We start from the raw sequence: 24,980 nt of genomic DNA, 5'->3' as shown, positions 1-24,980 counted from the left end.
TAAGATCAAAAGCGAGTATGGTGCTGATTTTGCTCTTATAGAAGCGAAGCGGTCTAGTTTCTAGTTAGCGAAGCGTATAGCCTTCAGCGATCACCTCTGAATTCTGCAAGGGAGCTTGCGACCGATCTGAACTCTGCTCTTTCTTCAAAAATTTAGCCTTAAACCCTTGCAATCCCCCCCTAAAAACCCCATTAATAAACCAAAGCCAAATCATGGCACTTTATTCTTAAATGGAACATTATCAGGAGATACGACCAATGAATATCCGTCCTTTACATGACCGTGTGATCGTTGAACGCCAAGAAGTTGAATCAAAATCTGCAGGTGGCATCGTGCTAACTGGTTCAGCGGCCGAAAAATCAACTCGCGGTACTGTTCTAGCTGTTGGCAAAGGCCGCATCCTAGAGAATGGTTCTGTACAACCATTAGACGTAAAAGTTGGCGATTCAGTTATCTTTGCAGAAGGTAATATCAAAGCAGAGAAGATCGAAGGCAAAGAAGTATTGATCATGTCTGAATTTAACATCCTAGCGATTGTTGAATAATAAACGATATTAAGAAAAGAATTTAAAAAGGAAATTAAAGATGGCTGCTAAAGACGTTAAATTTGGTAATGACGCACGAATCAAAATGCTAGAAGGTGTAAACGTTCTGGCTGACGCGGTTAAAGTAACTTTAGGTCCTAAAGGCCGTAACGTTGTTTTAGATAAATCATTTGGCGCACCAACTATTACTAAAGATGGTGTTTCTGTTGCACGTGAAATCGAACTTGAAGACAAGTTCCAAAACATGGGTGCACAAATGGTTAAAGAAGTGGCTTCGCAAGCGAATGACGCGGCGGGCGACGGAACAACTACTGCAACTGTTCTTGCTCAAGCTATCATTGCTGAAGGCCTAAAAGCCGTTGCTGCTGGCATGAACCCAATGGATCTTAAACGTGGTATCGACAAAGCAGTTGTTGCTGCAGTTGAAGCACTTAAAGAGCTGTCTGTTCCATGTGCTGATACAAAAGCTATCGCACAAGTAGGTACTATCTCTGCGAACTCTGACTCTACTGTTGGTAATCTTATTGCTGAAGCAATGGAAAAAGTAGGTCGTGACGGTGTTATCACTGTTGAAGAAGGTCAAGCACTTCAAGACGAATTAGACGTTGTTGAAGGTATGCAGTTCGACCGCGGTTACCTATCTCCATATTTCGTAAACAACCAAGAAGCGGGTTCTGTTGATCTAGAAAGCCCATTCATCTTACTGGTTGATAAAAAAGTATCAAACATCCGTGAATTGCTTCCAACGCTAGAAGCTGTAGCTAAAGCATCTCGTCCTCTTCTTATCATCGCTGAAGATGTTGAAGGCGAAGCGCTTGCTACTCTAGTTGTGAACAACATGCGTGGTATCGTTAAAGTTGCTGCGGTTAAAGCTCCTGGTTTTGGTGACCGTCGTAAAGCAATGCTACAAGACATCGCGGTTCTAACTGCGGGTTCTGTAATTTCAGAAGAGATTGGTCTAGAGCTTGAAAAAGTAGTTCTTGAAGATCTTGGTCAAGCGAAGCGTGTAACTATCACAAAAGAAACAACAACTATCATCGATGGTGCTGGTGAAGAGACAATTATCTCTGGCCGTGTTACTCAAATTCGTCAACAAATCGAAGACGCAACGTCTGACTACGATAAAGAAAAACTTCAAGAGCGTGTAGCTAAACTGGCTGGCGGTGTTGCAGTAATCAAAGTTGGTGCTGCGACTGAAGTTGAGATGAAAGAGAAGAAAGACCGTGTTGAAGATGCACTTCACGCAACTCGCGCTGCGGTTGAAGAGGGTGTTGTTGCTGGTGGTGGTGTTGCTCTTATCCGCGCTGCATCTAAAGTTGCTGGCCTTGAAGGTGACAACGAAGAGCAAAACGTAGGTATCCGTGTAGCACTTCGTGCAATGGAAGCGCCAATCCGTCAAATCACTAAGAATGCAGGTGAAGAAGATTCAGTCGTTGCTAACAACGTTCGCGCTGGTGAAGGTAACTACGGTTACAACGCAGCAACTGGCGTTTACGGTGATATGATCGAGATGGGTATTCTTGACCCAACTAAAGTAACGCGTTCTGCACTTCAGTTCGCAGCATCTGTTGCGGGTCTTATGATCACAACTGAAGCGATGATCACTGATAAACCACAAGATTCTGGTCCTGCTATGCCTGATATGGGCGGCATGGGTGGAATGGGCGGCATGATGTAATCATCCCCTGAACCTATTGTCTAAATAGACAAAAGTTCAAATTGAGAGCCGAGGTTAACTTATTCGTAAGTGCCTCGGTTTTTTTATGCTTTGAAACTAGAGGCTATACGCTGCGCTAACTAGAGACTATAAGAGCGAATATTATTGGCGTGGCAATGAATTAGGTTTCAGGAAAAGCAGAATTCAGATCGCTGCGCTTGCAGATTTCAGAGGTGATCGTGGAAATTACAGCGACCACAATACAGTTCCTCCCCTTGAGTGATTATTTATTGAGATTGATTTTCGATAAGTTATCAATATGGCAAATGTTTTTAACCAGAATAAACAAAGAATACTAAGACAAAATCTACGAAATGATATGCCACATGCAGAAAAAGAATTGTGGTTTTACCTAAGGAAAAATCAGTTAGGGGTTAAGTTTAGAAGGCAGCATGGGATTGGAAATTATGTTGTTGATTTTTTTTGTAGTGAAAGAAAGTTAGTTATTGAGATTGATGGAAACAGCCATTTTTCTATTCAAGCCCAGCAGTATGATGAAGCTAGAAATTTGTTTATGGAAAATTTAGGAATAAGGGTCATTAGATTTACGAATCAAGATGTTTTAGATAACTGTGATAATGTGCTTCTTTGTATAAAAAAGTATATTTAGTTACAACCCCCTCTAACTCCCCCTTGTATTGACTATATTGATCTCATAACCCTAGTGATTAAGGGGGAGAACTGTTCTTTGTCGCTGTAATTTTAGCGATCACAATTCTGCCTGAAACCTCGCTTTGGTCTTATAGTCTCTAGAGCAAAGCGTTCTAGTTAGCGCTGCGTATAGTTTCCCAATCAATAGATACAAAAAAGGCCAACCGAAGTTGACCTTTTTACAATTTAAACTCTAAAACGAGAATTTAAAAATTAAGCTTTTGCTTCAGCTGCTGCTTTAGCGATAGCTGCAAAGCTTTTCGCGTCAAGAGCTGCACCGCCAACTAGAGCACCATCGATGTCTGGTTGTGCGAAGTAAGCTGCTGCGTTTTCAGGTTTAACAGAACCGCCGTATTGGATAACAACGTTCTTAGCAACTTCTTCTGATTTCTCAGCAATGTGAGCACGGATTTGAGCGTGGATGCGTTGTGCATCGTCAGCTGTAGCTGCTTTACCAGTACCGATAGCCCAGATTGGTTCGTAAGCGATGATAGCGCCTTCAAGAGCGTCAACGCCTTGAGTGTTGATAACAGCGTCAAGTTGACGTGCACAAACTGCTACCGTTTCGCCAGCTTCGTTTTGTGCTTCAGATTCACCGATACAAAGAACAGGAGTTAGACCGTTCTCTTTTAGGAATGCGAATTTCTTAGCAACAAACTCGTCAGACTCAGCGTGGTATTCACGACGCTCAGAGTGACCGATGATGATGTGAGAAGCGCCGAACTCTTTAAGCATAGCTGGAGACATGTCGCCAGTGAAAGCACCGCTGTTGTTTAGGTCAGTGTTTTGAGCACCTAGGATGATTGCGCTGCCAGCTTCAGTAAGCGTACGCTCAGCTAGGTCAACGAAAAGTGCTGGTGGAGCAACTGCAACGTCTACGCCTGTAACGCCTTCAAGTTCAGCGTTAAGACCGTTTAGTAGATCAACAACCATTTCTTTGCTGCCGTTTAGTTTCCAGTTACCCATAACTACAGGATGACGCATAGGATTCTCTCCAATTCAAATTAATGTAAAAAACTTGCGTAAAAATATAACAGATTTTGCGACAGATTTAGTGTCTAAAATCATTTTTATGCATAATTTTAGCGCTTTTATTTCGAAGTGCGAAAGATTATTAACTGAATAGATGAGATTTTCGCTCGTTCTTAAGTGTGATTCATTAGGCACTTTTATATTGAGGAGATTGTAACTTACGCGCTTTCACTGAATGATGGAAAAATAATCATTCATTTAACGCAGTATGAAAAGGAAGTAATAATGCCGCACTTAATCATGGAATATTCAAACTCAGCAGAGGATCGTTTAAATACACAGGGGTTGTTAGAAGATCTGCATCAGGTGGCGATAGATTCAGAGTTGTTTTCAGTTAATGATGTGAAGTCTCGTGCGATCCGTGTTCACTCTTGGTTAGTGGGTGATAAAGGTAACAGTGCGGATTTTATCCATATAACGGTAGAGCTATTATCGGGAAGAACCGCTGAGCAGAAGAGAGAGTTAAGTCGCGCATTAATGGATGTATTAGCAGAACAAGCGAGTCACATTGATAGCTTAACTATCAATGTGCGAGATATGGAACCCGAGAGTTTCCAGAAAATAGGTTAGACGCTTTTTCCTGAATAAATGCTAGTGCTTGATATTATTTGATGGACGCGTTCGTGTATTTGGAAATTGAATAATGTCTGCTGCTTGGTGCTCATTAATGGGTTTATTTAATGAATCAGCAAAACGAACAAACTGCTTACCGAGTTCTTTCCCTAATAATATGTTGATGTGATTAGGATTGTTGCCTCTTTCAATAATACGATCAATGTGGCTTTGCTGTGCCAGCAGTGGCCCTTGATGCTCTTCCGGTAAACTTTCAATAAATTCCATACTAAGTTTGTGTCGCAATGCTTCCAGTTGCTCAGGGGATTTTTCCGCTAAGGCTTTAAGTTCATCGAATGAGGGGATTTCTATCTGATGATGTGAATGCGGCATTGGCTGACTCCTTGCTGTGGTATCCATGAGTTCAGCTTAGTTGGAGTTTTTAGATTTTGAGAAAGTGGAATGGGGGAGATTGAAGGGTTGTCTCGTTTGTGAGATAGCTATACGCTAACTAGAACGCTTTGCTCTAGAAACTATAAAATCAAAAGCACTTACGTTTTAATATATTCGACTTCAAGTCAATTATACATGCACTTATAGCCTCTAGTTAGCGCAGCGTATAGTTTCTAGTTAAAAAAACCGCAGATGCTTTCACATCCACGGCTTAAAATTATTAACAACATTCAGCTCTTCATCGCTCCTCGAGCGAAGCGTCCTAGCCTCTCGTTCCTGCTCTTAAAGAATAATATCTCTAACTTCTTTGTCTTTACGCTCTAAGTAGTGAATCGACTTGATGCGACGGATCGTACGGCAGCGACCACGGATAAGCAGTGTTTCAGTCGTTGCAATATTACCTTGGCGAGTGATGCCTTCTAGTAAATCACCTTTCGTGATACCAGTTGCTGCGAAAACAACATCGTCGCTACGTGCCATGTCAGTCATTTTTAAGATAACGTTAGCTTTAACGCCCATCTCAGCACAGCGTTTTAGCTCATCTTCACCGTAAGCACGGTTTTCTGGTGTATCGCCTTTCACTTCATGACGTGGAAGAAGACGCGCTTGCATGTCGCCATCTAGTGCGCGAATAACGGCAGCAGAAACGACACCTTCAGGTGCGCCACCGATGCAGTACATTACGTCTACTTCGCTATCAGGCATACACGTTAGGATTGATGCAGCTACATCACCATCAGGCACTGCAAATACACGAACGCCCATTTTTTGCATGTTAGCAATCATGTCATCATGGCGTGGTTTAGCCAGAGTAGTTACCACTAATGTATCTAGAGTTTTGCCTAGTGCTTTAGCAACGTTTTCTAAGTTTTCTTCTAGAGAAAGGTTAAGGTCAATTGCGCCTTTTGCGCCAGGACCAACAACCAATTTTTCCATGTACATATCAGGCGCTTTTAGGAAGCTTCCTTTTTCACCAGCAGCAAGAACAGCAAGTGCATTTGATTGGCCCATTGCTGTCATGCGAGTACCTTCGATAGGGTCAACGGCGATATCAACCGCGTCGCCGCCAGTACCAACGTGTTCGCCAATATATAGCATAGGTGCATCATCGATTTCACCTTCACCAATAACAATCTCACCACTGATGTCAGTTTTGTTCAGCAGTGTACGCATTACTTCTACAGCAGCGCCATCAGCAGCGATCTTATCGCCACGACCAAGCCATTTGTAACCTGCCAGTGCGGCACCTTCAGTAACTCGAGAAAAAGCCATTGCTAAATCGCGTTTCATAATTGCTCCGAATAAATCGATGAATAAATAAAAATCGCGAAGATTTTAACATAACAAAAAGGGAAACGTTTGCTTTTCGAGTAAAGATTCGAATTTTTTAGAATTTATCAATTTGATTTATAGAAGAGATACTAGGCTGTAATTCAAATAATGCATTGAAACGACTAGTTTTAGTATGAAGTTCGTTTTAATCTTAAGAAAGTAAGTCAGATGTTGGTAAAAGATGCTGTTTTTTTGTTCAAATGATACATTTTCATGAAGAACACTATGGCAGAATTGCAATTGCTGAGTAGAATAGAAAATAAGTCAGCAGAGAACATTTTACTCTCTGCATCTCATTGAAGATTACAGTTAAGGTGGCAGGAATGTCTTTAGAAATATTAGAACAACTAGAAGCTAAAGTTCAGATGGCAGTAGATACAATCGCACTGCTACAAATGGAAGTTGAAGAATTAAAAGAAACGAACGCTGAGCTAACTCAAAATCTTGAGCAAGCAAACAACGGTCGTTCTGAAGTTGAGCAACAAGCTCAAAAAGCACGTGATGACCAAGCTCAATTTGAAGCTCGCATCCGTGGTCTACTAGGTAAGATGGAAGAAGTAGAGTAATAGAGCAGGGACGAGGACGCTTCGCTCGAGGAGTGAGGAAGAGCTTGGTTCTGTGAATTATTTGAAACCGTAGGTGTGAAAGCATCTGCGGTTTTTTTATGCTAGAAACTATACGCTGCGCTGACTAGAGACTATAAGAGTGAGTATAGCTACTGTAGTGATAACTAGGTTTCAGGACGCTGCGCTTGCAGGGTTCAGGCGTACTCGCTTTTGATTTTCCTGAAACCTCGCTTTTGCTTCTATAGTCTCTAGTTAGCGAAGCGTATAGCCTCTAGTTCTTAAATCTCTTCCTCACCCATCTCTTCTAACGGCTCTTGAGAAATAATAGTCCCTGTCGAATCCGCATACAGATGATCTTCAGGCAAAAACGTCACGCTACCAAAATTAACTGCCACATCAACTTCACCGATGTTCTTCTTCGCAGCGCCTACAGGGATAGATGCCAGAGCTTGAATACCAATATTGATCTCTTCTAAATAATCCACTTCGCGAATACAACCGTAGATAACCAAACCTTCCCAACCATTATGAGCGGCTTTAGAGGCTAAGTCGGCATCAACCAAGGCACGGCGTAATGAACCGCCACCATCAACAAGTAATACTCGGCCTTCGCCTTTCTCATCGAGAACACGACTAATTAAGCCATTATCTTCAAAGCACTTGATTGTCGTGATTTGACCGGAAAAAGAGGTTTTGGCACCAAAATGGCTGAACATAGGTTCAACAACATCAACTTGGTCTAAATAAATGTCACAAAGGGCTGAAGTGTTATATTCCATGATGATGTCTACCTTTTGGTTTGTGTAAGGATATTCTAGTAATGACTTAATATACGTGCTTAATAAGTCATTACTATGATGGGCAACAAGTTATACGAACTTTATTGTGCAGCTACTCGATCAATGTTGTCGTTGGAGCTATATCGATAAATATAGGCCAATTGAGAAGAAAATATTAGTGAATAAAGCACACTGAACCACTGTTCCCATCATTGGTCGGATGGCTTCGCCATTGGGCGCGCGCAGTACAGAAACCACATGATAAAGTGCAAATGGACCTGCTAGTAAAAATAACCAACCAGCAAGTGAGTGGATTTGAGTGGCACTAAAAATGGCAAGACAGATAAAGCTAACTGCCATTAATACAGCGTGATATTTACGACCCCAGTCACCACCCATACGAACCACGAGTGTCATTTTCCCACAGGCTTCGTCGTTTTCAATATCACGCAGGTTGTTAATATTTAATACGGCGACGGCTAATAGACCACAAGCTACCGCAGGCAATAGCAATGCAGAGGATAGATGACCAGTATGCAGATAATAAGTACCCGCTACGCCCAATAAACCAAAGAAGGTGAATACTGAAATATCACCCAAACCGCGATAGCCATAAGGTTTGTCACCCATGGTATAAGCGATGGCAGCACCAATAGCCAGTAAACCTAAGGCGATAAAACCGATGATATCCATGGTTTGATGTAGAGAAGTAAACACCAGAATTAAACCACTAATGATGGTTAAAACGATATTAATGCCAATGGCTTTTTTCATCGTATCTTGCGTGACAAGACCTGATTGCATAGCACGTTGTGGCCCAAGACGATCATCGTTGTCCGTACCTTTTACAGCATCACCATAATCATTAGCAAGGTTAGATAAAATTTGTAATAAGGTTGCAGTAACAAATGCCATGAGAGTGATGGTAGCTGAGGCGTGATTGTTCCAATACGCTAACGCCGAGCCTGTCATAATTGAAGCAAGCGCAAGCGGTAAGGTTTTTGGACGGGCAGCACTGAGCCAAATAGCAAAAGGAGAATTTTTCATAGCATCGCAAAAATAGTGAATAGAGTCTCTATTATTCACTATTTTTGGAAGAACCCCAAATTTGAAAAGAAAAAGAGGGGAAGTTTAGACTCGTTATCCGATTTTTCCGGTATCAATTAACTGTTGCAGTAACGGACGAATGATTAATTCCATTGCAAAGCTCATCTTTCCTCCTGGAACCACAAGCGTGTTGTGACGGGACATGAAAGAGCCATCAATCATGGCAAGTAGGTAAGGAAAGTCTACATTACGGATCCCACGGAAGCGGATCACCACAAAGCTTTCATCTAAGCTTGGGATGCCTTTGGCGTTGAGTGGATTTGAAGTATCAACCGTAGGTACGCGCTGAAAGTTAATGTGAGTACGAGAAAACTGCGGCGTGATGTAATTGAGATAATCATCCATTGAACGAACAATCGAATCCATCACGGCTTCTCGTGAATGACCGCGATCACGAGTATCTCGAACGAATTTTTGGATCCACTCAAGGTTTACAATCGGCACCATGCCTATCAATAAATCGACGTGTTGTGAAACATCAATATCGCCATCAACCACACCACCATGTAACCCTTCATAGAAAAGTACATCGGTGTTTTCAGGCAAATCTTGCCATGGAGTAAAAGTCCCCGGCATTTGGTTGAAGGGAACGGCCTCATCAAACGTGTGTAAATAGCGACGGTATTGCCCTGTGCCATCAAGACCATATTGACGGAAGAACTGTTCGAGTGCTGGAAAGTCATTTGCTTGAGGACCAAAGTAGCTGATGTGCTTACCTTGTTCTTTGGCTTTACGGATCTCTACATCCATTTCAGGACGCGTAAATCGGTGAAAGCTATCGCCTTCAAGCCATGATGCTTTAATGTCCATCATATTGAACATTTTACGAAAGGCTTCAGAAGTCGTAGTAGTACCTGCACCGGATGAACCAGTAACGGCGATAATTGGATGTTTAGCGGACATGACAAACCCTGTCGGTTATTCTTGGCATCAAGCCTTAATGTCAGAATGTTATAACAGGGTTGCGTTAAATGATACGTTATCGTTTAAAATTTGTGATTGATTGAAAACGATTATTTAAATTCATGATTGGTGAGATTAGGATTAAAACGCGCTTTGGTTTGAATATCGACCGTTTCATGTAACTCTGAAAACACGACCATTGCTTCGCCACTTTTAAGTAATAGTTTAATTTGCTCTATTTTATCTTGATGGCTGCATTCCATCTCACCGTAATCTGTCCCTTCTCGAAGTACAAATTCTGAAATTAAATTCTCTAGTGTGTCTGATGCGATGTCTTGCCAAGGAATGATCATACTACTTATCTCATCCGTTTAATGAATAGCCATGAGTGGCGTTAGGATTATAGAACGTGTTGAAACCACTGATTTACGGTGGCCTCTAACCAAAAATTGGGTTTGGTGAATGAACCATTAATAAAGCCCACATGACCACCATGCTCTGTTAGTTGATAGTGTACACAGTTAGGCAGAGGATGAGTAGGGATCACCGCTTTTGTCATAAATGGGTCGTCTTTAGAGTGAATAATGCGTGTTGGAATATCTATGTCATCTAAAAACTGCAGACCACTGCATTGTTGATAATAATCTTGTGCGTTCTCGTAGCCGTGCATTGGGGCGGTGAGTAAATTATCAAATTGCAGGAGATCGGGAATGGCTGCAATCATTGTTTTATCTAAACCGACGATTGCTTTTCTACTTCCGTTGATCTTTTTGATACTACTGGCTTTCAATGATCGTAATAAATAGCCTTGATAGATTTGGGAAAAGCCTTGTTGAATACGCTCTGAGCAAGCGGCTAAATCTAAAGGCGCAGAAATAACGGTTGCAGCATTCAATAGTGTTTTTGTTTCGTACTTAGCAAGATAATTTACCAACATATTGCCACCCAGAGAGATCCCAGTAGCAACTTTTACTTGTTGTGGAAAGCGGCTGTCTAACATTTGAATAAAAAAACGCGCGTCTTCGGTTTCCCCTGAGTGATAGGCTCTGGCTAAACGGTTTGGTACGGCACTGCACCCTCGAAAATGCATCATTACGCCTAACCAACCTTGTTCTTTAGCGGCGGCGAGTAATCCATTTGCGTATGGGCTTTCAAAGCTGCCTTCTAAGCCATGAAATAAAATGAAGATGGGTTTATCTCCGGCTTTATTTGGATTTTCACTCCATGCTAAATCTACAAAATCACCATCAGGCAGTTCAAGACGCTGCCAATAAGCATTGAATAGTGGATTTCTACGTATCAAGCGAGGCAGAAGGGTTTGAATGTGGCAATTGGATAACCCTGTAGCTGGTGTAAATTGGTCCATCATCGAGATATACCTTAATTAGCTTGGTTAGCTTGTAAGTTGAAAATGAGTGTTTCTGCGTTCAGTGAAAGACAGTAATGACGTAATAGAGCGGGAGGGTCGATTGCTGTCACTTGTTTTAATGGAATACGTAATAAAGCTTCAATAAGATCAGCTTGCTGTTGTCGTTCGAGTTGAAGCTCAAAGTTAAGCGCATCTTGATAAAGAGAGATATTGGCCGTTTTTTTGATCGCTTTGCGTAATTTACGATAAGAAAACAGCAAGGTGTCAGTGCTAATAAGAGCCGTTTCGAGAGTCTTTATATCTGGTGTTGGAAAGCCAATGCTAAGGCTATCAAGCCAAATTAAGAGTAATGCTAAGTTAACATTGCCATGATGTTTGTCTTGCAGGATCAGCGCGCCTTGTTGTACACCGTCTTCATTGTAATGGGATAACGAGAAGGACCAAAAGGCTTCGCCGGTAAGCAAAGCCTTTTGTTGTTTACTGACTGGAGGATTACAGCTGAGAGGCATTCTCTTTTTCTTCAATTTGCTCTTGAAGATCCATCCACTCCATTTCGACATCTTCTAGCTCTGATTTTGCAGAGGCTTGAATCGCTAAGACTTCCGTTAAGCGTTTTTTGTTTTCTGCTTCATACAAAGAAACATCACCTAACTCTTCTTCAGCTTGGCTTATGGCTTCATTCAATTTGTCCATTTTCTTTTCAAGCTTAGTCACTTCTTTACGTAGTGGTGCTATCTGCTTTCTGAATTCGGCTTCTTTACGCTTTTGCTCTTTTTTGTCTGCCGCACTTAAGCTCGTTGAAGTGCTTGGACTGTCTTGCTTGTCTTGTTGTAGTTGTTCTTTACGCTCGGTCTTGTTTTGTTCTGTTAGCCACTTGTAGTAATCGGTTAAGTCACCATCAAAAGGAACCACTTGGCGATCATGGACTAGGTAAAGATCATCTGTGGTAGCACGAAGTAAGTATCTATCGTGACTGACGATAACCATTGCACCTTCAAAGGTTTGTAGTGCCATGGTTAAGGCTTGGCGCATATCTAAATCAAGGTGGTTGGTTGGTTCATCGAGTAGCAACATGTTTGGTTTTTGCCACACCACAAGTGCTAATACTAAACGTGCTTTTTCACCACCTGAGAATGGACCTACTTTATCGAGCGCTTTCTCTCCTTGAAAACCAAAGCTGCCTAAGTAATCACGCAGTTGTTGCTCGGTGTGATTAGGAGCAATTTGCATTAAGTGTTGTAGTGGCGTTTCTTCTACGTGCAGCGTTTCTAATTGATGCTGTGCAAAGTAACCAATTTTTACCCCTTGAGAGTAGCTGAAAATGCCACTTTGTGGTGCTAACTCACCTGAGAGTAATTTAATTAAGGTCGATTTACCGGCACCATTTCGACCCAGTAGACCAATACGGCTGCCCGGAACAAGGTTCAAACGAATTTGTTCTAGAATGGTGTTGTTTTCATAGCCCGCGCTTACTTCATCCATCATTAGAATTGGATTTGGCAGGGCATCGGGTTCTCTAAAGTTAAAGCTGAATGGATTGTCTAATTGTGCTGGTAGCACTTTTTCCATCTTCTCTAACGCTTTAATACGGCTTTGTGCTTGACGTGCTTTTGATGCTTTGTAACGGAAGCGGTCAATGTATGACTGCATGTGCGACATGTTCTTTTGCTGCTTTTGGTATTTCGCTTGTTGCAGTACTAATTTTTCAGAGCGTTGCACTTCAAATGACGAGTAGTTACCTGTGTATTCGTTCAATTGCTGATTTTCGACATGAATGATGCGATTGATTACTGGATCAAGAAAATCACGGTCATGAGAAATAAGCATTAAGGTGCCAGGGTAATTTTGTAACCAACGCTCTAACCACATTACGGCATCTAAATCTAAGTGGTTGGTTGGTTCATCGAGTAGCAATAAATCAGAGCGACAAATCAGGGCTTGCGCCAAGTTTAAACGCATACGCCAGCCACCAGAGAATTGAGTTAGATTCCACTCCATCTGCTGTTGAGAAAAGCCTAAGCCGTTAAGTAATTCAGCCGCACGTGAGTTAATGGTGTAGCCACCAGCAATGTCTATTTTGCTGTGAAGTTCAGCAACCAAGGTGCCGTTATCTGCATCTTCTGCTTTACGTAACTGCTCTTCTAAGCCTCGAAATTCACGATCGCCATCGATAACATAATCAATTGCTTTGCGCTCTAATGCCGGTGTTTCTTGCGCTACCCATGCCATTTCCCAGTTTTGAGGAACACGGTTTGAACCGGCATCAACGCTTAATTCGCCTTTAATTAGGGCAAAAAGAGTGGATTTACCACAGCCATTTTTTCCGACCAAGCCCACTTTGTCACCCGGGTGAATAGTGGCAGAGGCTTGTTCTAATAATGGCTTCCCGCCACGAAGTAATTGAATGTCTGAAAACGTAATCATGCTGTGGTGTTCTTCTCTTGTTGGCAAAATAGTGAATACGAAGAGCATAGTAGGCGTAAGAGGGAAGATTGTCGATATGGAAATAGTCTGTATGATGGAGAAGATAACAACAAAAAGAAAAGTCTAGAAAGGAATTTATGACTCAGTTGCCTAAAATATTAGTGATCCTCGCTCATCCTGATCCTGAACATTCAGTTGCCAATAAAGCCATTTTAACGGCCTATCAAAATCTCGCTCATGTCACCGTGCATGACCTTTATGCTCAATACCCAGAGTTCTTTATTGATGTAGTTTATGAACATGAGTTGATTGCTCAGCATGACATTATTGTTTTTCAACATCCTCTTTATCTCTACTCATGCCCGGCACTGTTAAAAGAGTGGATGGATTGTGTCCTTGGAAAGGGGTTTGCCTATGGTGAGGGCAATGCTCTAAAAGGGAAGCAATGGCGCAGTGTAATTACCGCAGGTGGTATTGAGGAGGCATTTTCTGAGAGGGGTTATAATCAATATACAATGGATGAGATTTTAATTCCTTTTAAGATCACCGCTGCGTTATGTCAGATGGAATGGTTAACGCCATCAATTCAATATTGGGCTCGAAAAATTACGGTAGAAAAACGTCAGCAGTTTATTGATGAGTATAGAGATTGGTTGTTGAATCCCAAAGGAGGCATCTAATGGCGGGTGATTGGTTACATACCAGTTCAATATTTTTAGCGGCGGCAGTGGTTACGGTTCCTTTGGCGCAGCGATTTGGTTTAGGTGCGGTACTGGGTTATTTATTGGCGGGAATTGCGATTGGTCCATGGGGGTTAGAGCTAATCTCGGATGTAGATGCGATTTTACATTTTTCTGAATTTGGCGTGGTATTGCTTCTCTTTTTGATTGGCTTAGAGCTAAACCCAAATAAGTTATGGAAGATGCGAAAACCAATTATAGGGTTAGGTGGTAGTCAAGTGGTGGTGACCACCTGTGTGATAAGCGCGGTGATGCTGTTGTTTGGTCTGACGTGGCAAGTGAGTGTGGTGATAGGCATGGGGTTGGCTTTGTCATCAACCGCGATTGCCTTGCGAGTGATTGAAGAACGCAAATTATCCTCCTCTGAGAGTGGTCAATCAGGTTTTGCGGTCTTGTTGTTTCAAGATATTGCGGTGATCCCAATGCTGGCGGTATTACCTGTGCTGGCTGGGGGCGCGAGTGGCAATTGGCTTGATGGCTTATGGATATTGGCAGGTGTAATCGGTATTTTCACCTTAGGTCATTTTTTATTACGACCACTATTTAGCTATGTAGTGAAAAGTGGTGCGCGTGAATTGTTTACGGTTGCGGCACTGCTTTTAGTGATTGGTGTGTCTGCTGCGATGAAACAGTTGGGATTATCGATGGCGCTTGGGGCATTTCTAGCAGGGGTGTTACTGGCTGAAAGTGAGTTTCGTCATGAATTAGAAGTGGCGATTGAACCCTTTAAAGGTCTGCTACTTGGTTTGTTCTTTATTGCGGTAGGAATGTCGGTCAATTTAGGATTGTTACTCCAATATCCATTAGAAATATTGGCTGCTGTCACTCTATTGGTTACCTCAAAAGGGATGCTACTTTATAGCTTAGCTCGAACGTTTGGTACTCAAGCTAAAGCGCGCAGTCAAATGGCGATGATTTTAAGCCAAGGTGGTGAGTTTGCTTTTGTGTTGTTTACGGCAGCGCAAATGGAAGGCTTATTAAGTCGAGAATTAACCGCCTTTTTATTGGTGGTGGTCAGTTTATCGATGATGACGACGCCGTTATTATTGATAGGTCAAGATTGGTGGTTTGGTAGAATACTGAACGGTGAAGAAGAAATGCCACAATCAGACTTTACTCATGCTACTCAACCAAAAGTGATTATTGCGGGCTTTGGTCGGTTTGGACAAATTGTTGGGCGTTTGCTGTTTGCCAATAAAATTAAGTTAACCATTCTTGAAGGTGACCCAAGCCAAATCCGTTTACTGAGAAAGTTTGGCTATAAGGTCTATTATGGCGATGCTACTCAAGTCGAGTTATTACGCGCAGCAGGAGCTGAAAAAGCCGAAGCGATTGTGATTTGTAAGACCGATCCGCAAAAAGTGATGGAGATAGTTGCTTTATGTCAGCAGCATTTTCCACATTTGAAAATTCTAGCGAGAGCGAGAAGCCGAGTTGAGGCGTATGAGTTGTTAAGTGAAGGGGTGGATCACTTTTCACGAGAAACTTTTTATGGAGCCCTTGATTTAGGCCGACAAACCCTCACATCTTTGGGTATGCATCCGTATCAAGCCAAACGTGCAGAGTCGCATTTTAAAAAGTTAGATGTTGCTATGCTAAAAGAATTGTTACCATTGCACTCAGATGACAAGGTTCTGGCTTCTAAGGCGAAAGCGGCTCGAATAGAGTTAGAAGAGATCTTTGGCTTAGAAATGGAAAATGAACGATCAGATCAGAACCATTGGGATTGATGTGAGGCAGAGTTAATTAGCACAAGGATAATAACCGTGAAAAAACGATTTATTGCAGGTGCGGTTTGCCCATCGTGTAGCACTACGGATACGCTACGTTGGTGGGAAGAAAGTAATATTGAACATGTCGAATGTGTGGAGTGTGGTCATACTGACCGCAAAACGCCAAAATCGATAGAAAAAACCAAACATGCGCAAGATGATGTTATTGGCGTTTTTAAGCCTGAATAGTATTATGTCGCAACACTGAATACCATCCACTAATGCCAAGTGCATCCGGAGTTAAAATGAAAATTGAAAAGAATGTTGTTGTAAGTCTTGCTTACCAAGTAAAAACTGAAGAAGGCGTAGTTGTTGATCAATCAACAGTTGAAGCTCCTCTTGATTACCTACATGGTCACAACAACCTAATCGTTGGTCTTGAGAAAGCGCTTGAAGGCAAAGTTGCAGGCGATAAATTCAGCATCACTGTTACTCCTGAAGAAGCATACGGCGAGCACATGGATGAGATGGTTCAACGTGTTCCTGCGAACGTTTTCCAAGGTGTTGAGCAAATCGAAGTTGGCATGCGTTTCCTTGCTGATACAGACCAAGGTCCAATCCCTGTAGAAGTGACTGAAGTTGACGGCGACGAAGTTGTTGTTGATGGTAACCACATGCTTGCTGGCCAAACGCTAGGTTTTGACGTTGAAGTGGTAGCACTACGTGAAGCAACTGAAGAAGAAGCTGCACACGGTCATATCCACCAAGAAGGCGGTTGTGGCGGTCACGATCATGATCACGAAGGTGGTTGTTGTGGTGGCGAAGGCCATTCTCACGATCACAAAGAAGATCACGAATGTTGTGGTAGCGGTAACTGTTCTAAGTAATCTTTTAAGAGCAGGAACGAGAGGCGAGGACGCTTCGCTCGAGGAGCGAGGAAGAGCTTGAGTTCTATGATAAATTTGAAACCGTAGGTGTGAAAGCATCTGCGGTTTTTTTTAACTAGAAACTATACGCTGCGCTAACTAGATACTATAAAAGCGAGTATGGTAGGTGTTTTGAGTTTTAGGTTTCAGGGCGCTGCGCTTGCAGGTTTCGGGTGTGCTCGCTTTTGATTTTCCTGAAACCTGAAACCTTCGTTTTTGCTTTTATAGGAGCGAAGCGGTCTAGTTAGCGAAGCGTATAGCCTCTAGTAATGCGGTGGTGGTGTCTCTTCTGACGCATCAGCCATGCTCGACGTATCCATAGTCTTCATCTTACCAACCATAAACTTCATCTGAACTTGCATATTCGTGATCAATAATTGTTGCTGAGATAACGCATCATTTAACTCTTCGATCGTTTGCTCTTGAAACGCTATTTTGTACTCTAAATCACTGATTCTATCGTCTAATTTTTTAATATCTGTCGTCATTATTCTATCAACCAAGCTTGAGCTATTCCGGCTGAAGTAGCGGAAATGACTCGTTGTTTTTTATCAATGGCGACATCATACACTACCGCTGTTGGTGGACGTGCATCTTTTAATGGTTCAGCACGCCATTGTTCTTGCTTCTTACCTGACAAAGTATCCCATAGCATGATATTACCGGCAGGTGAGCCTGTCATGAGGTATTTACCATCATCGCTAAAGCGAGCACTTGAGAACACTTGTTGGCGAGCAAAGGTACTTAACTCTGTCATTTTATCGCCAGTTTTTAAATCCCAGATAAAAGCTTCATTACCACCATCGGCTGTTAAAGCGTATTTGCCATCTCGTTGCAGTGCGATGCGACTTACGCGTTTCTCATGCTCAAAGGTGTGCAGTATTTGTCCCGTTTGCGTATTCCAAAAATAGGCAAAGTGATCATTACCACCAGATAAGGCAAATTTACCATTGGCAGATAAGGCGACTGAATTTACTTTTTCACGATGGGCGAGAAATTCAAGTCTACGTCCAGTGGCTAAATCGATATAGATAGCCTTGCCATTAGATAGGCCAAGTAAGACTTGTTGGCCATTACTTGCAATATCAACGTCACGAATAATACCATCAGAGATAGACCATAATCCTTCAGATACGCCCATTCCTAAATCCCAAACGGCAAAATTGGTTTGTGTTGCTGTAATAGCAAAGCGAGAATTATCGGAGATGGTGATATGAGAAACGGTAGAATCGTGCTGATCTTGAGCGCCAAAATAGGTGAGTTCTTTATTATCGACCAGATCCCAGAAGTGTAAGCCACTTTTAGTTTCACTATCAGTATTGGCGGCGTTAGATCCTTTTTTTACGAAGAATAACCCAAAGCGAGCGTCGCGGCTTAACGCGAAACTTGTGGTGCCTTGTGTTGCCACTTCCCAACGCTGAACGTCAGAATTATTAAAGAAACAGCCTGATAATGTCAGCGTAATGACAAAAATTGCTAGGTATTGAGAGATAAGGCGCATCAAATTGAACTACTCGTTTGTAATGTGTCTATAAGTACTAGTATATTGTGATGAACAGTATTTCACATCTTTATCTAAAAAATTGAATAAGAAATTGAGGCAAGACCTCAAATAACCGGAGTTTTGAAATGAAATCTATCTTTAAAGTGTCGTTACTTGCTGCAACTGTTGCATTCGTTGTTGGTTGTCAAAAAGAAGAAGCACCAAAAACAGAAGCAACAACGTTACCTGCAACTATTGAAGCATCAGCAGAAGGCGCAACGGCATCAACGTTCGCATCTGAAGATGAAAAAGCGGGTTATGCAATCGGTGCATCACTGGCTAAATACTTAAACTCTAATTTAGAGAAGCAAACAGAACTTGGTTTAGACCTGAAAAAAGAAGACGTACTTGCGGGTGTTACTGATGTATTCAACGGTAAAGAACGTCTAACAGACGAAGAAATTCAAGGTGCTCTACAAGCGCTAGATCAACGTGTTGCTGAAATCGCACAACAAAAAGCAGCTGCTGAATCTGAAGCAAACATCAAAGCCGGTGCTGATTACCGCGCAGAGTTTGAAAAACAAGACGGCGTAATGAAAACTGAATCAGGTCTTCTATACCAAGTAGAAACACCAGCTGAAGGTCCTAAACCAAAAGCAACGGATACTGTAGTTGTTCATTACTCAGGTACATTAATCGATGGTACTAAGTTTGATAGCTCTTACGATCGTAACCAACCTGCGACATTCCCATTGAATGCAGTAATTCCTGGTTGGACTGAAGGTGTTCAGCTTATGAATGTTGGTTCTAAATATAAGTTCGTTATTCCAGCTGAATTAGGTTACGGCGCTCAAGGTAACCAAGCGATCCCTGCAAACTCAACATTAGTATTTGATGTTGAATTGCTAGAAATTAAAGATGCAGCAAAACCTGCAAAATAATTTTCTTGAAGATTAAATAATCTAAACTTTGTTTTAGATCACTGAATTAGCCCCGGCACTTGCTGGGGTTTTTTATTTTCATGCAAATATTCTGATAAACTTGATGTAATTATTTTAAGCGTAGGTCTTAACGCATGTGTTAAGCAGCAAATATTAAGTTGGTAATTATGAATATAGCAAAGACCACAGAAGAAGGTTTATCTGCGGTAGTGCCATTTACTGAATTTGATCATCATATTCTGCGTTCTTATGAAGCTGTTGTTGATGGTATTGCCAGTTTAATCGGTAGCTATTGTGAGATTGTTCTGCATTCATTAGAAGACATTAATAAGTCGGCTATCCGAATTGCCAATGGTGAGAATACAGGCCGTAAAGTCGGTTCTCCTATTACTGATTTAGCATTACAAATGTTGAAAGATATTCAGCGTTCAAAGCGTAATTTCTCACGTTCATACTTTACTCGCGCAAAAGGTGGGGTGTTGATGAAGTCGATTACGGTGGCGATCCGTAATGGTGATGAACGAATTATTGGCCTACTGTGTATTAACATCAATCTAGATGCGCCTTTCTCTCAAGTTTTGCATTCTTTCATGCCAAGTGAAGAGGCGAATGAAGCGGCTTCAAGTGTCAACTTTGCCAGTGATGTGGATGAGCTTGTTGATCAGACGGTTAAGCGTACTATTGATGAGGTCAATGCCGATAAAGAAGTTGGCAATAACGCTAAGAATAAACAGATCGTCATGGATTTATACGATAAAGGTATTTTTGATATTAAAGATGCCATTAACCGTGTTGCTGATCAGCTCAATATTTCAAAACATACGGTTTATCTCTATATTCGTCAGAGAAAAATAGAGGATGGTGAAAAGTGAGTTTGCGCTACGGATTAGTCGTTAATGGCTCGGCCTATGGCACTCAAGCGTCAAGACAAGCTTTTCAATTTGCACAAGCGTTGATCGAGCAGGGACACAGATTAGAGAAAGTGTTCTTTTACCAAGATGGGGTGTTGAACGCCTCTTCATTGATCTTACCTGCTAATGATGAATTTGATATCACTAAGGCATGGCAAGCATTGGCACAAGAGTACAATGTAGAATTAGAAACCTGTGTTGCGGCTGCATTGCGTCGTGGTGTTATCGGTCAAGAAGAAGCAGAACAACATAAGATGGAGCAACATAACCTAGCGCAAGGCTTTCAACAGGCTGGTTTAGGTGGGTTAGCAACGGCGTTGTTGAAGTTTGATCGTGTTGTTCAGTTTTAATAGCTTGGATCTGAAAGAAATAGGTAAGTCATGAATCGTATTGGATTTGTATTTCAAAGTTCACCGCACTCAACCACTAAGGGTAGGGAGGGGCTAGATGCCATCCTAGCTGCGTCGGCATACAGTGAAGACATTGGTATTTTCTTTATTGGTGATGGTGTGCAGCAGTTACTTGAAGCACAGCAGCCTGAAAAAATATTATCTCGCGATTATATTGCTGGGTTTAAAATGTTGCCTTTGTACGATCTTGAAGAGATCTTTGTCTGTCAGACGGCGCTATTAAATCGTGGATTAAAATCTCATAATCTGAACATTGATGTTGAAGTCATCTCAAATCAACAAATTAATGAGAAGTTAGCACAATGCGCTCAAGTGATGGTGTTTTAAGTTATGCTGCATATTTTAACCAAAACAGACAATTTACACGCGCTTTATAGGCAAGAGTTACCCGTAAATATAGATGATGATGTGTTTTTATTAACACAAGACTGTGTCTATGCAGGAATATTGGATCATAAAGATCATTTATTGATCCTCTCTCTTAAGCAGTGTTATTTTTTACAAGAAGATGTTGAGGCGAGAGGTATTAAAGGATTAATTGATAATAAAATTCAATTAGTTACTTATGCATCTTTTGTCTCTTTAACCCAAGAACATTCCCCTGTGGTGACTTGGTAATTGAGTGTTATGGCCAAGAAAGAAAGACTATTTTTAAATTGTTTATTAATAGTGCTGTATATTTCTTGACACATATCACGTTCAGCCTTAGAATTTCGCGTCCCTATTTCCATAGGGATATAGATTTTTCAAAAGTTTTCGAACCTCTAATCAGGAGCTATTTTAATGGCAACTATTAACCAGCTGGTACGCAAGCCACGTGCAAAGCAAGTTGTTAAAAGCAACGTGCCTGCGCTAGAAGCGTGTCCACAAAAACGTGGTGTATGTACTCGCGTATATACGACTACTCCAAAAAAACCGAACTCAGCATTACGTAAAGTATGTCGTGTTCGTCTAACTAACGGCTTTGAAGTTACTTCATACATCGGCGGTGAAGGTCACAACCTTCAGGAGCACTCAGTTGTTCTTATCCGTGGTGGTCGTGTTAAAGATTTACCAGGTGTGCGTTACCACACTGTTCGTGGTGCACTTGACTGTGCAGGCGTAAACGACCGTAAGAAAGGTCGTTCTAAGTACGGTGTGAAACGTCCTAAGTCTTAATGGAATCCGTTAAGTAAGGCCAAACACTAAATATTTGTAATTTGAAGAAACTGAAAAGTTTTGGATAACCTGAAGACAACAACGGAGATATTCCATGCCACGTCGTCGCGTAATAGGCCAACGTAAGATCCTTCCAGATCCTAAGTTCAAATCTGAACTGTTGGCAAAATTTGTAAACATCGTAATGGTTGACGGTAAGAAATCAACTGCTGAAAAAATCGTTTACGGTGCCCTAGAAATCATGGCTGAGAAATCTGGTAAAGATCACTTAGCTGTATTCGAAGAAGCTCTTGAAAATGTTCGTCCATCGGTGGAAGTTAAATCTCGCCGTGTGGGTGGTTCAACTTACCAAGTTCCTGTAGAAGTACGTCCGGTTCGCCGTAACGCACTTGCTATGCGTTGGATGGTTGATGCTGCGCGTAAGCGTGGTGAAAAATCTATGGCTCAACGTCTTGCTAATGAAATGGTAGACGCGTCTGAGAACAAAGGTACTGCGGTTAAGAAACGTGAAGACGTTCACCGTATGGCTGATGCTAACAAAGCATTCGCTCATTACCGCTGGTAATACCGAAGGTGCAGCAGTCCTTGCTGCACCTTATTTCTTTCTTTCCCATTTAGTAAAACACTTAGCCATTATCGCTATTTCAATGCGTGTGCGTTGGGAAATAGCAATAATCCCTAAGATAAGAGGATACAACCGTGGCTCGAAATACACCTATTGAGCGCTACCGTAATATCGGTATCTGTGCTCACGTAGATGCAGGTAAAACTACAACTACTGAGCGTATTCTGTTCTATACAGGCCTTTCTCATAAAATCGGCGAAGTTCATGATGGTGCTGCTACCATGGATTGGATGGAGCAAGAGCAAGAGCGTGGTATCACAATTACCTCTGCGGCTACTACGACTTTCTGGCGTGGTATGGATGCACAATTCGAAGATCACCGTATTAATATCATCGATACTCCTGGACACGTTGACTTCACAATTGAAGTAGAACGTTCTTTGCGTGTACTTGATGGTGCGGTTGTTGTGTTCTGTGGCTCGTCGGGTGTAGAACCTCAATCTGAAACTGTATGGCGTCAAGCGAATAAATACGGAGTTCCTCGTATAGTATTCGTTAACAAGATGGACCGTGCTGGTGCAGATTTCTTACGTGTTGTAGGCCAAATTAAAAACCGTCTTGGTGCGAATCCTGTTCCTATCCAATTAAATATTGGTGCAGAAGATGATTTCAGAGGTGTTGTTGACCTTATCAAGATGAAAACAATTAACTGGAATGAAGCCGATCAAGGGATGACCTTCACTTATGAAGACATTCCTGCTGATATGCAAGAACTTGCAGATGAATGGCGTCAAAACCTAGTTGAAGAAGCCGCTGAAGCCTCTGAAGAGCTGATGGACAAATACCTTGAAGGTGAAGAACTATCAGAAGAAGAGATCAAAGGTGCATTACGTACCCGTACATTAAATAACGAAATCGTATTAGCAACTTGTGGTTCTGCTTTTAAAAATAAAGGCGTTCAAGCGGTACTTGATGCTGTTATTGAATTCTTACCTGCACCTATCGATGTTCCTGCAATTAAAGGCGTTGATGAGAATGATAATGAAGTTGAGCGTCACGCAGACGACAACGAACCATTTGCAGCGTTAGCATTCAAAATAGCAACAGACCCATTCGTAGGTACGTTGACTTTCATGCGTGTTTATTCTGGTGTTGTTAATACTGGCGACGGTGTTTATAACTCAGTTAAGCAAAAGCGTGAACGTTTTGGCCGTATTGTTCAGCTTCATGCCAATAAGCGTGAAGAAGTGAAAGAGATACGCGCTGGTGATATCGCTGCGGCGATTGGCCTTAAAGACGTAACTACAGGTGATACACTGTGTGATCAAAACGCAAAAGTTATTCTTGAGCGTATGGAATTCCCTGAACCGGTTATTCAAATCGCAGTTGAACCAAGAACACTTGCTGACCAAGAAAAAATGGGTATCGCACTAGGTAAACTAGCCGCTGAAGATCCATCTTTTAAAGTTGAAACCGATAAAGAATCAGGTCAAACACTGATTTCTGGTATGGGTGAACTACACTTAGATATTATCGTTGATCGTATGAAGCGTGAATTCAGCGTTGAATGTAACGTTGGTAAGCCTCAAGTAGCATACCGTGAAACTATCCGTGGTAGCGCGGAAGTGGAAGGTAAATTCATACGTCAATCTGGTGGCCGTGGTCAATACGGTCATGTATGGCTAAGAATTGAACCAGCAGAACATGATGCTGGCTTTGTTTTTGTCGACGAAATTGTTGGTGGTGCTGTTCCTCGTGAATACATCAGCTCAGTAGCAAAAGGTATCGAAGAGCAAATGAATAACGGCGTGTTAGCAGGTTATCCTGTACTCGACGTTAAAGCTACGCTGTTTGATGGCTCATACCACGATGTTGACTCCAATGAAATGGCGTTCAGGATCGCGGGTTCAATGGCATTCAAGAAAGGTGCGCTTGAAGCACAACCTGTTATTCTTGAACCAATGATGAAAGTTGAAGTAACCACTCCAGAAGACTGGATGGGTGATGTTGTTGGTGACTTAAACCGTCGCCGCGGCATGATTGAAGGTATGGACGATGGCATTGCTGGTTTGAAAATAATCCGCGCGCAAGTTCCTCTTTCTGAAATGTTTGGTTATGCAACATCTCTACGTTCTGCGACTCAAGGTCGAGCGTCTTATTCTATGGAATTCTCCGAATATGGTGAAGTTTCTAAGAATGTTGCCGATAGAATCATCGCTGAACGCGGATAAAACACTCAATACCCTTGCGTCAAGAGCAATTGACGCATAAAATAGCAAATTCTGGCGCGCCTTATCACTGTTCGATAAGGCGAATCATAACTAGGAAGGAACACGATCGTGTCTAAAGAAAAATTTGAACGTACGAAACCGCACGTAAACGTTGGTACTATCGGCCACGTTGACCACGGTAAAACAACTCTAACTGCTGCTATCTGTACTACACTTGCAAAAGTGTACGGTGGTGTTGCTAAAGATTTCGCATCAATCGATAACGCTCCAGAAGAGCGCGAGCGTGGTATCACAATCTCAACTTCTCACGTTGAGTATGATACACCTGAGCGTCACTATGCACACGTTGACTGTCCTGGACACGCCGATTATGTTAAAAACATGATCACTGGTGCTGCTCAAATGGATGGTGGTATCCTAGTTGTTGCTGCAACAGATGGTCCAATGCCACAAACACGTGAGCACATCCTACT

General features: G+C 42.0%; 31 protein-coding genes. 19 read left to right on the top strand and 12 right to left on the bottom strand.

Annotated elements, in window-relative coordinates; genetic code table 11:
* The first annotated feature begins 257 nt into the window (after nucleotides 1-257).
* From ED622_RS07490 to ED622_RS07480, 3 genes are all read left to right on the top strand, one after another.
* Nucleotides 258-545: a co-chaperone GroES gene (locus ED622_RS07490; protein WP_060993308.1), complete on the top strand. Its 288-nt coding sequence runs from the start codon at nucleotides 258-260 to the stop codon at nucleotides 543-545.
* Nucleotides 546-585: 40 nt separating this feature from the next.
* Nucleotides 586-2,223, top strand: coding sequence for a chaperonin GroEL (gene groL, locus ED622_RS07485; protein ID WP_122033285.1), 1,638 nt, complete (start codon nucleotides 586-588; stop codon nucleotides 2,221-2,223).
* 298 nt (nucleotides 2,224-2,521) lie between these two features.
* Nucleotides 2,522-2,872 carry an endonuclease domain-containing protein gene (locus ED622_RS07480; RefSeq protein ID WP_122033284.1) on the top strand — a complete coding sequence of 117 codons (351 nt, stop codon included), beginning with the start codon at nucleotides 2,522-2,524 and terminating at the stop codon, nucleotides 2,870-2,872.
* A 254-nt stretch (nucleotides 2,873-3,126) separates the two neighbouring features.
* Here ED622_RS07480 and tpiA read toward each other — a convergent pair whose 3' ends face one another.
* Nucleotides 3,127-3,897, bottom strand: a complete 771-nt coding sequence (gene tpiA, locus ED622_RS07475) for a triose-phosphate isomerase (protein ID WP_045103077.1) — start codon at nucleotides 3,895-3,897, stop codon at nucleotides 3,127-3,129.
* A 273-nt stretch (nucleotides 3,898-4,170) separates the two neighbouring features.
* Between tpiA and ED622_RS07470 the strand changes: the two genes are divergently transcribed.
* Nucleotides 4,171-4,515, top strand: a complete 345-nt coding sequence (locus tag ED622_RS07470; protein ID WP_122033283.1) for a 5-carboxymethyl-2-hydroxymuconate Delta-isomerase — start codon at nucleotides 4,171-4,173, stop codon at nucleotides 4,513-4,515.
* Nucleotides 4,516-4,536: 21 nt separating this feature from the next.
* Here ED622_RS07470 and ED622_RS07465 read toward each other — a convergent pair whose 3' ends face one another.
* Entirely contained in the window at nucleotides 4,537-4,890 is a 354-nt protein-coding gene (locus ED622_RS07465; RefSeq protein WP_122033282.1) for a DUF3135 domain-containing protein, read from the bottom strand.
* 342 nt (nucleotides 4,891-5,232) lie between these two features.
* Nucleotides 5,233-6,240, bottom strand: coding sequence for a class II fructose-bisphosphatase (glpX, locus tag ED622_RS07460; protein ID WP_122033281.1), 1,008 nt, complete (start codon nucleotides 6,238-6,240; stop codon nucleotides 5,233-5,235).
* Between the two features lie 365 nt (nucleotides 6,241-6,605).
* Between glpX and zapB the strand changes: the two genes are divergently transcribed.
* Entirely contained in the window at nucleotides 6,606-6,848 is a 243-nt protein-coding gene (gene zapB / locus ED622_RS07455) for a cell division protein ZapB (protein WP_122033280.1), read from the top strand.
* 278 nt (nucleotides 6,849-7,126) lie between these two features.
* Here the strand turns inward: zapB and rraA are convergent, their stop codons facing one another.
* The 7 genes from rraA to ED622_RS07420 all read right to left on the bottom strand — a co-directional run bounded on the left by rraA (nucleotide 7,127) and on the right by ED622_RS07420 (nucleotide 13,430).
* On the bottom strand, nucleotides 7,127-7,627 hold the full coding sequence (rraA, locus tag ED622_RS07450; protein ID WP_122033279.1) for a ribonuclease E activity regulator RraA: 501 nt from the start codon (nucleotides 7,625-7,627) through the stop codon (nucleotides 7,127-7,129).
* Between the two features lie 138 nt (nucleotides 7,628-7,765).
* Entirely contained in the window at nucleotides 7,766-8,674 is a 909-nt protein-coding gene (locus ED622_RS07445) for a 1,4-dihydroxy-2-naphthoate polyprenyltransferase (RefSeq protein ID WP_122033278.1), read from the bottom strand.
* A gap of 93 nt (nucleotides 8,675-8,767) precedes the next feature.
* Nucleotides 8,768-9,637: a phosphoribulokinase gene (locus ED622_RS07440; protein WP_045103071.1), complete on the bottom strand. Its 870-nt coding sequence runs from the start codon at nucleotides 9,635-9,637 to the stop codon at nucleotides 8,768-8,770.
* A 110-nt stretch (nucleotides 9,638-9,747) separates the two neighbouring features.
* Entirely contained in the window at nucleotides 9,748-9,990 is a 243-nt protein-coding gene (locus tag ED622_RS07435; RefSeq protein WP_122033277.1) for a YheU family protein, read from the bottom strand.
* 47 nt (nucleotides 9,991-10,037) lie between these two features.
* Nucleotides 10,038-11,006, bottom strand: a complete 969-nt coding sequence (locus ED622_RS07430) for a hydrolase (RefSeq protein ID WP_122033276.1) — start codon at nucleotides 11,004-11,006, stop codon at nucleotides 10,038-10,040.
* Between the two features lie 11 nt (nucleotides 11,007-11,017).
* Nucleotides 11,018-11,515 carry a TIGR02444 family protein gene (locus ED622_RS07425; RefSeq protein ID WP_122033275.1) on the bottom strand — a complete coding sequence of 166 codons (498 nt, stop codon included), beginning with the start codon at nucleotides 11,513-11,515 and terminating at the stop codon, nucleotides 11,018-11,020.
* Complete coding sequence (locus tag ED622_RS07420) at nucleotides 11,499-13,430, bottom strand: ABC transporter ATP-binding protein (RefSeq protein ID WP_122033274.1); 1,932 nt, start codon at nucleotides 13,428-13,430, stop codon at nucleotides 11,499-11,501. The genes ED622_RS07425 and ED622_RS07420 overlap by 17 nt, the downstream gene beginning before the upstream one ends.
* A gap of 137 nt (nucleotides 13,431-13,567) precedes the next feature.
* Between ED622_RS07420 and kefG the strand changes: the two genes are divergently transcribed.
* Genes kefG through slyD form a run of 4 tightly spaced genes read left to right on the top strand, consistent with a single transcriptional unit; the run spans nucleotide 13,568 to nucleotide 16,769 of the window.
* On the top strand, nucleotides 13,568-14,110 hold the full coding sequence (gene kefG / locus ED622_RS07415; RefSeq protein WP_122033273.1) for a glutathione-regulated potassium-efflux system ancillary protein KefG: 543 nt from the start codon (nucleotides 13,568-13,570) through the stop codon (nucleotides 14,108-14,110).
* A complete protein-coding gene (gene kefB / locus ED622_RS07410; RefSeq protein WP_122033272.1) occupies nucleotides 14,110-15,900 on the top strand; it encodes a glutathione-regulated potassium-efflux system protein KefB in 1,791 nt (596 codons plus the stop codon). The genes kefG and kefB overlap by 1 nt, the downstream gene beginning before the upstream one ends.
* A gap of 30 nt (nucleotides 15,901-15,930) precedes the next feature.
* Nucleotides 15,931-16,131: a YheV family putative zinc ribbon protein gene (locus ED622_RS07405; RefSeq protein ID WP_174213438.1), complete on the top strand. Its 201-nt coding sequence runs from the start codon at nucleotides 15,931-15,933 to the stop codon at nucleotides 16,129-16,131.
* 56 nt (nucleotides 16,132-16,187) lie between these two features.
* The gene (slyD, locus tag ED622_RS07400) at nucleotides 16,188-16,769 is read left to right on the top strand and encodes a peptidylprolyl isomerase (protein WP_122033271.1); all 582 of its coding nucleotides are present in this window, start codon (nucleotides 16,188-16,190) and stop codon (nucleotides 16,767-16,769) included.
* 302 nt (nucleotides 16,770-17,071) lie between these two features.
* Here slyD and ED622_RS07395 read toward each other — a convergent pair whose 3' ends face one another.
* Together ED622_RS07395 and ED622_RS07390 are read right to left on the bottom strand one after the other, a co-directional pair.
* Nucleotides 17,072-17,296, bottom strand: coding sequence for a SlyX family protein (locus tag ED622_RS07395; RefSeq protein ID WP_045103062.1), 225 nt, complete (start codon nucleotides 17,294-17,296; stop codon nucleotides 17,072-17,074).
* Complete coding sequence (locus ED622_RS07390; RefSeq protein WP_122033270.1) at nucleotides 17,296-18,309, bottom strand: WD40 repeat domain-containing protein; 1,014 nt, start codon at nucleotides 18,307-18,309, stop codon at nucleotides 17,296-17,298. The genes ED622_RS07395 and ED622_RS07390 overlap by 1 nt, the downstream gene beginning before the upstream one ends.
* A 128-nt stretch (nucleotides 18,310-18,437) precedes the next feature.
* Between ED622_RS07390 and fkpA the strand changes: the two genes are divergently transcribed.
* From fkpA to ED622_RS07340, 10 genes are all read left to right on the top strand, one after another.
* On the top strand, nucleotides 18,438-19,232 hold the full coding sequence (fkpA, locus tag ED622_RS07385; protein WP_122033269.1) for an FKBP-type peptidyl-prolyl cis-trans isomerase: 795 nt from the start codon (nucleotides 18,438-18,440) through the stop codon (nucleotides 19,230-19,232).
* Nucleotides 19,233-19,399: 167 nt separating this feature from the next.
* The gene (locus ED622_RS07380) at nucleotides 19,400-20,104 is read left to right on the top strand and encodes a transcriptional regulator (RefSeq protein ID WP_045103059.1); all 705 of its coding nucleotides are present in this window, start codon (nucleotides 19,400-19,402) and stop codon (nucleotides 20,102-20,104) included.
* Entirely contained in the window at nucleotides 20,101-20,493 is a 393-nt protein-coding gene (gene tusD, locus ED622_RS07375) for a sulfurtransferase complex subunit TusD (RefSeq protein WP_122033268.1), read from the top strand. The genes ED622_RS07380 and tusD overlap by 4 nt, the downstream gene beginning before the upstream one ends.
* Nucleotides 20,494-20,523: 30 nt before the next feature.
* Nucleotides 20,524-20,880, top strand: a complete 357-nt coding sequence (gene tusC, locus ED622_RS07370; RefSeq protein ID WP_122033267.1) for a sulfurtransferase complex subunit TusC — start codon at nucleotides 20,524-20,526, stop codon at nucleotides 20,878-20,880.
* A gap of 3 nt (nucleotides 20,881-20,883) precedes the next feature.
* Complete coding sequence (gene tusB / locus ED622_RS07365) at nucleotides 20,884-21,171, top strand: sulfurtransferase complex subunit TusB (protein ID WP_122033266.1); 288 nt, start codon at nucleotides 20,884-20,886, stop codon at nucleotides 21,169-21,171.
* Nucleotides 21,172-21,336: 165 nt separating this feature from the next.
* Nucleotides 21,337-21,711: a 30S ribosomal protein S12 gene (rpsL, locus tag ED622_RS07360; RefSeq protein ID WP_005417208.1), complete on the top strand. Its 375-nt coding sequence runs from the start codon at nucleotides 21,337-21,339 to the stop codon at nucleotides 21,709-21,711.
* Nucleotides 21,712-21,805: 94 nt separating this feature from the next.
* A complete protein-coding gene (gene rpsG, locus ED622_RS07355) occupies nucleotides 21,806-22,276 on the top strand; it encodes a 30S ribosomal protein S7 (RefSeq protein ID WP_122033265.1) in 471 nt (156 codons plus the stop codon).
* On the top strand, nucleotides 22,242-22,433 hold the full coding sequence (locus tag ED622_RS07350) for a hypothetical protein (protein ID WP_122033264.1): 192 nt from the start codon (nucleotides 22,242-22,244) through the stop codon (nucleotides 22,431-22,433). Before rpsG ends, ED622_RS07350 begins: the two co-directional genes overlap by 35 nt.
* Complete coding sequence (fusA, locus tag ED622_RS07345; protein ID WP_122033263.1) at nucleotides 22,411-24,507, top strand: elongation factor G; 2,097 nt, start codon at nucleotides 22,411-22,413, stop codon at nucleotides 24,505-24,507. Before ED622_RS07350 ends, fusA begins: the two co-directional genes overlap by 23 nt.
* 108 nt (nucleotides 24,508-24,615) lie before the next feature.
* Nucleotides 24,616-24,980 (top strand): GTP-binding protein (locus ED622_RS07340; protein WP_254052607.1); only part of this gene is annotated, 365 nt, incomplete at its 3' end.

Origin of the sequence: Aliivibrio sp. EL58 (assembly GCF_900312675.1) — a bacterium.
Lineage (GTDB): Bacteria > Pseudomonadota > Gammaproteobacteria > Enterobacterales > Vibrionaceae > Aliivibrio.
This window is presented reverse-complemented; position numbering and strand designations above follow the sequence as displayed.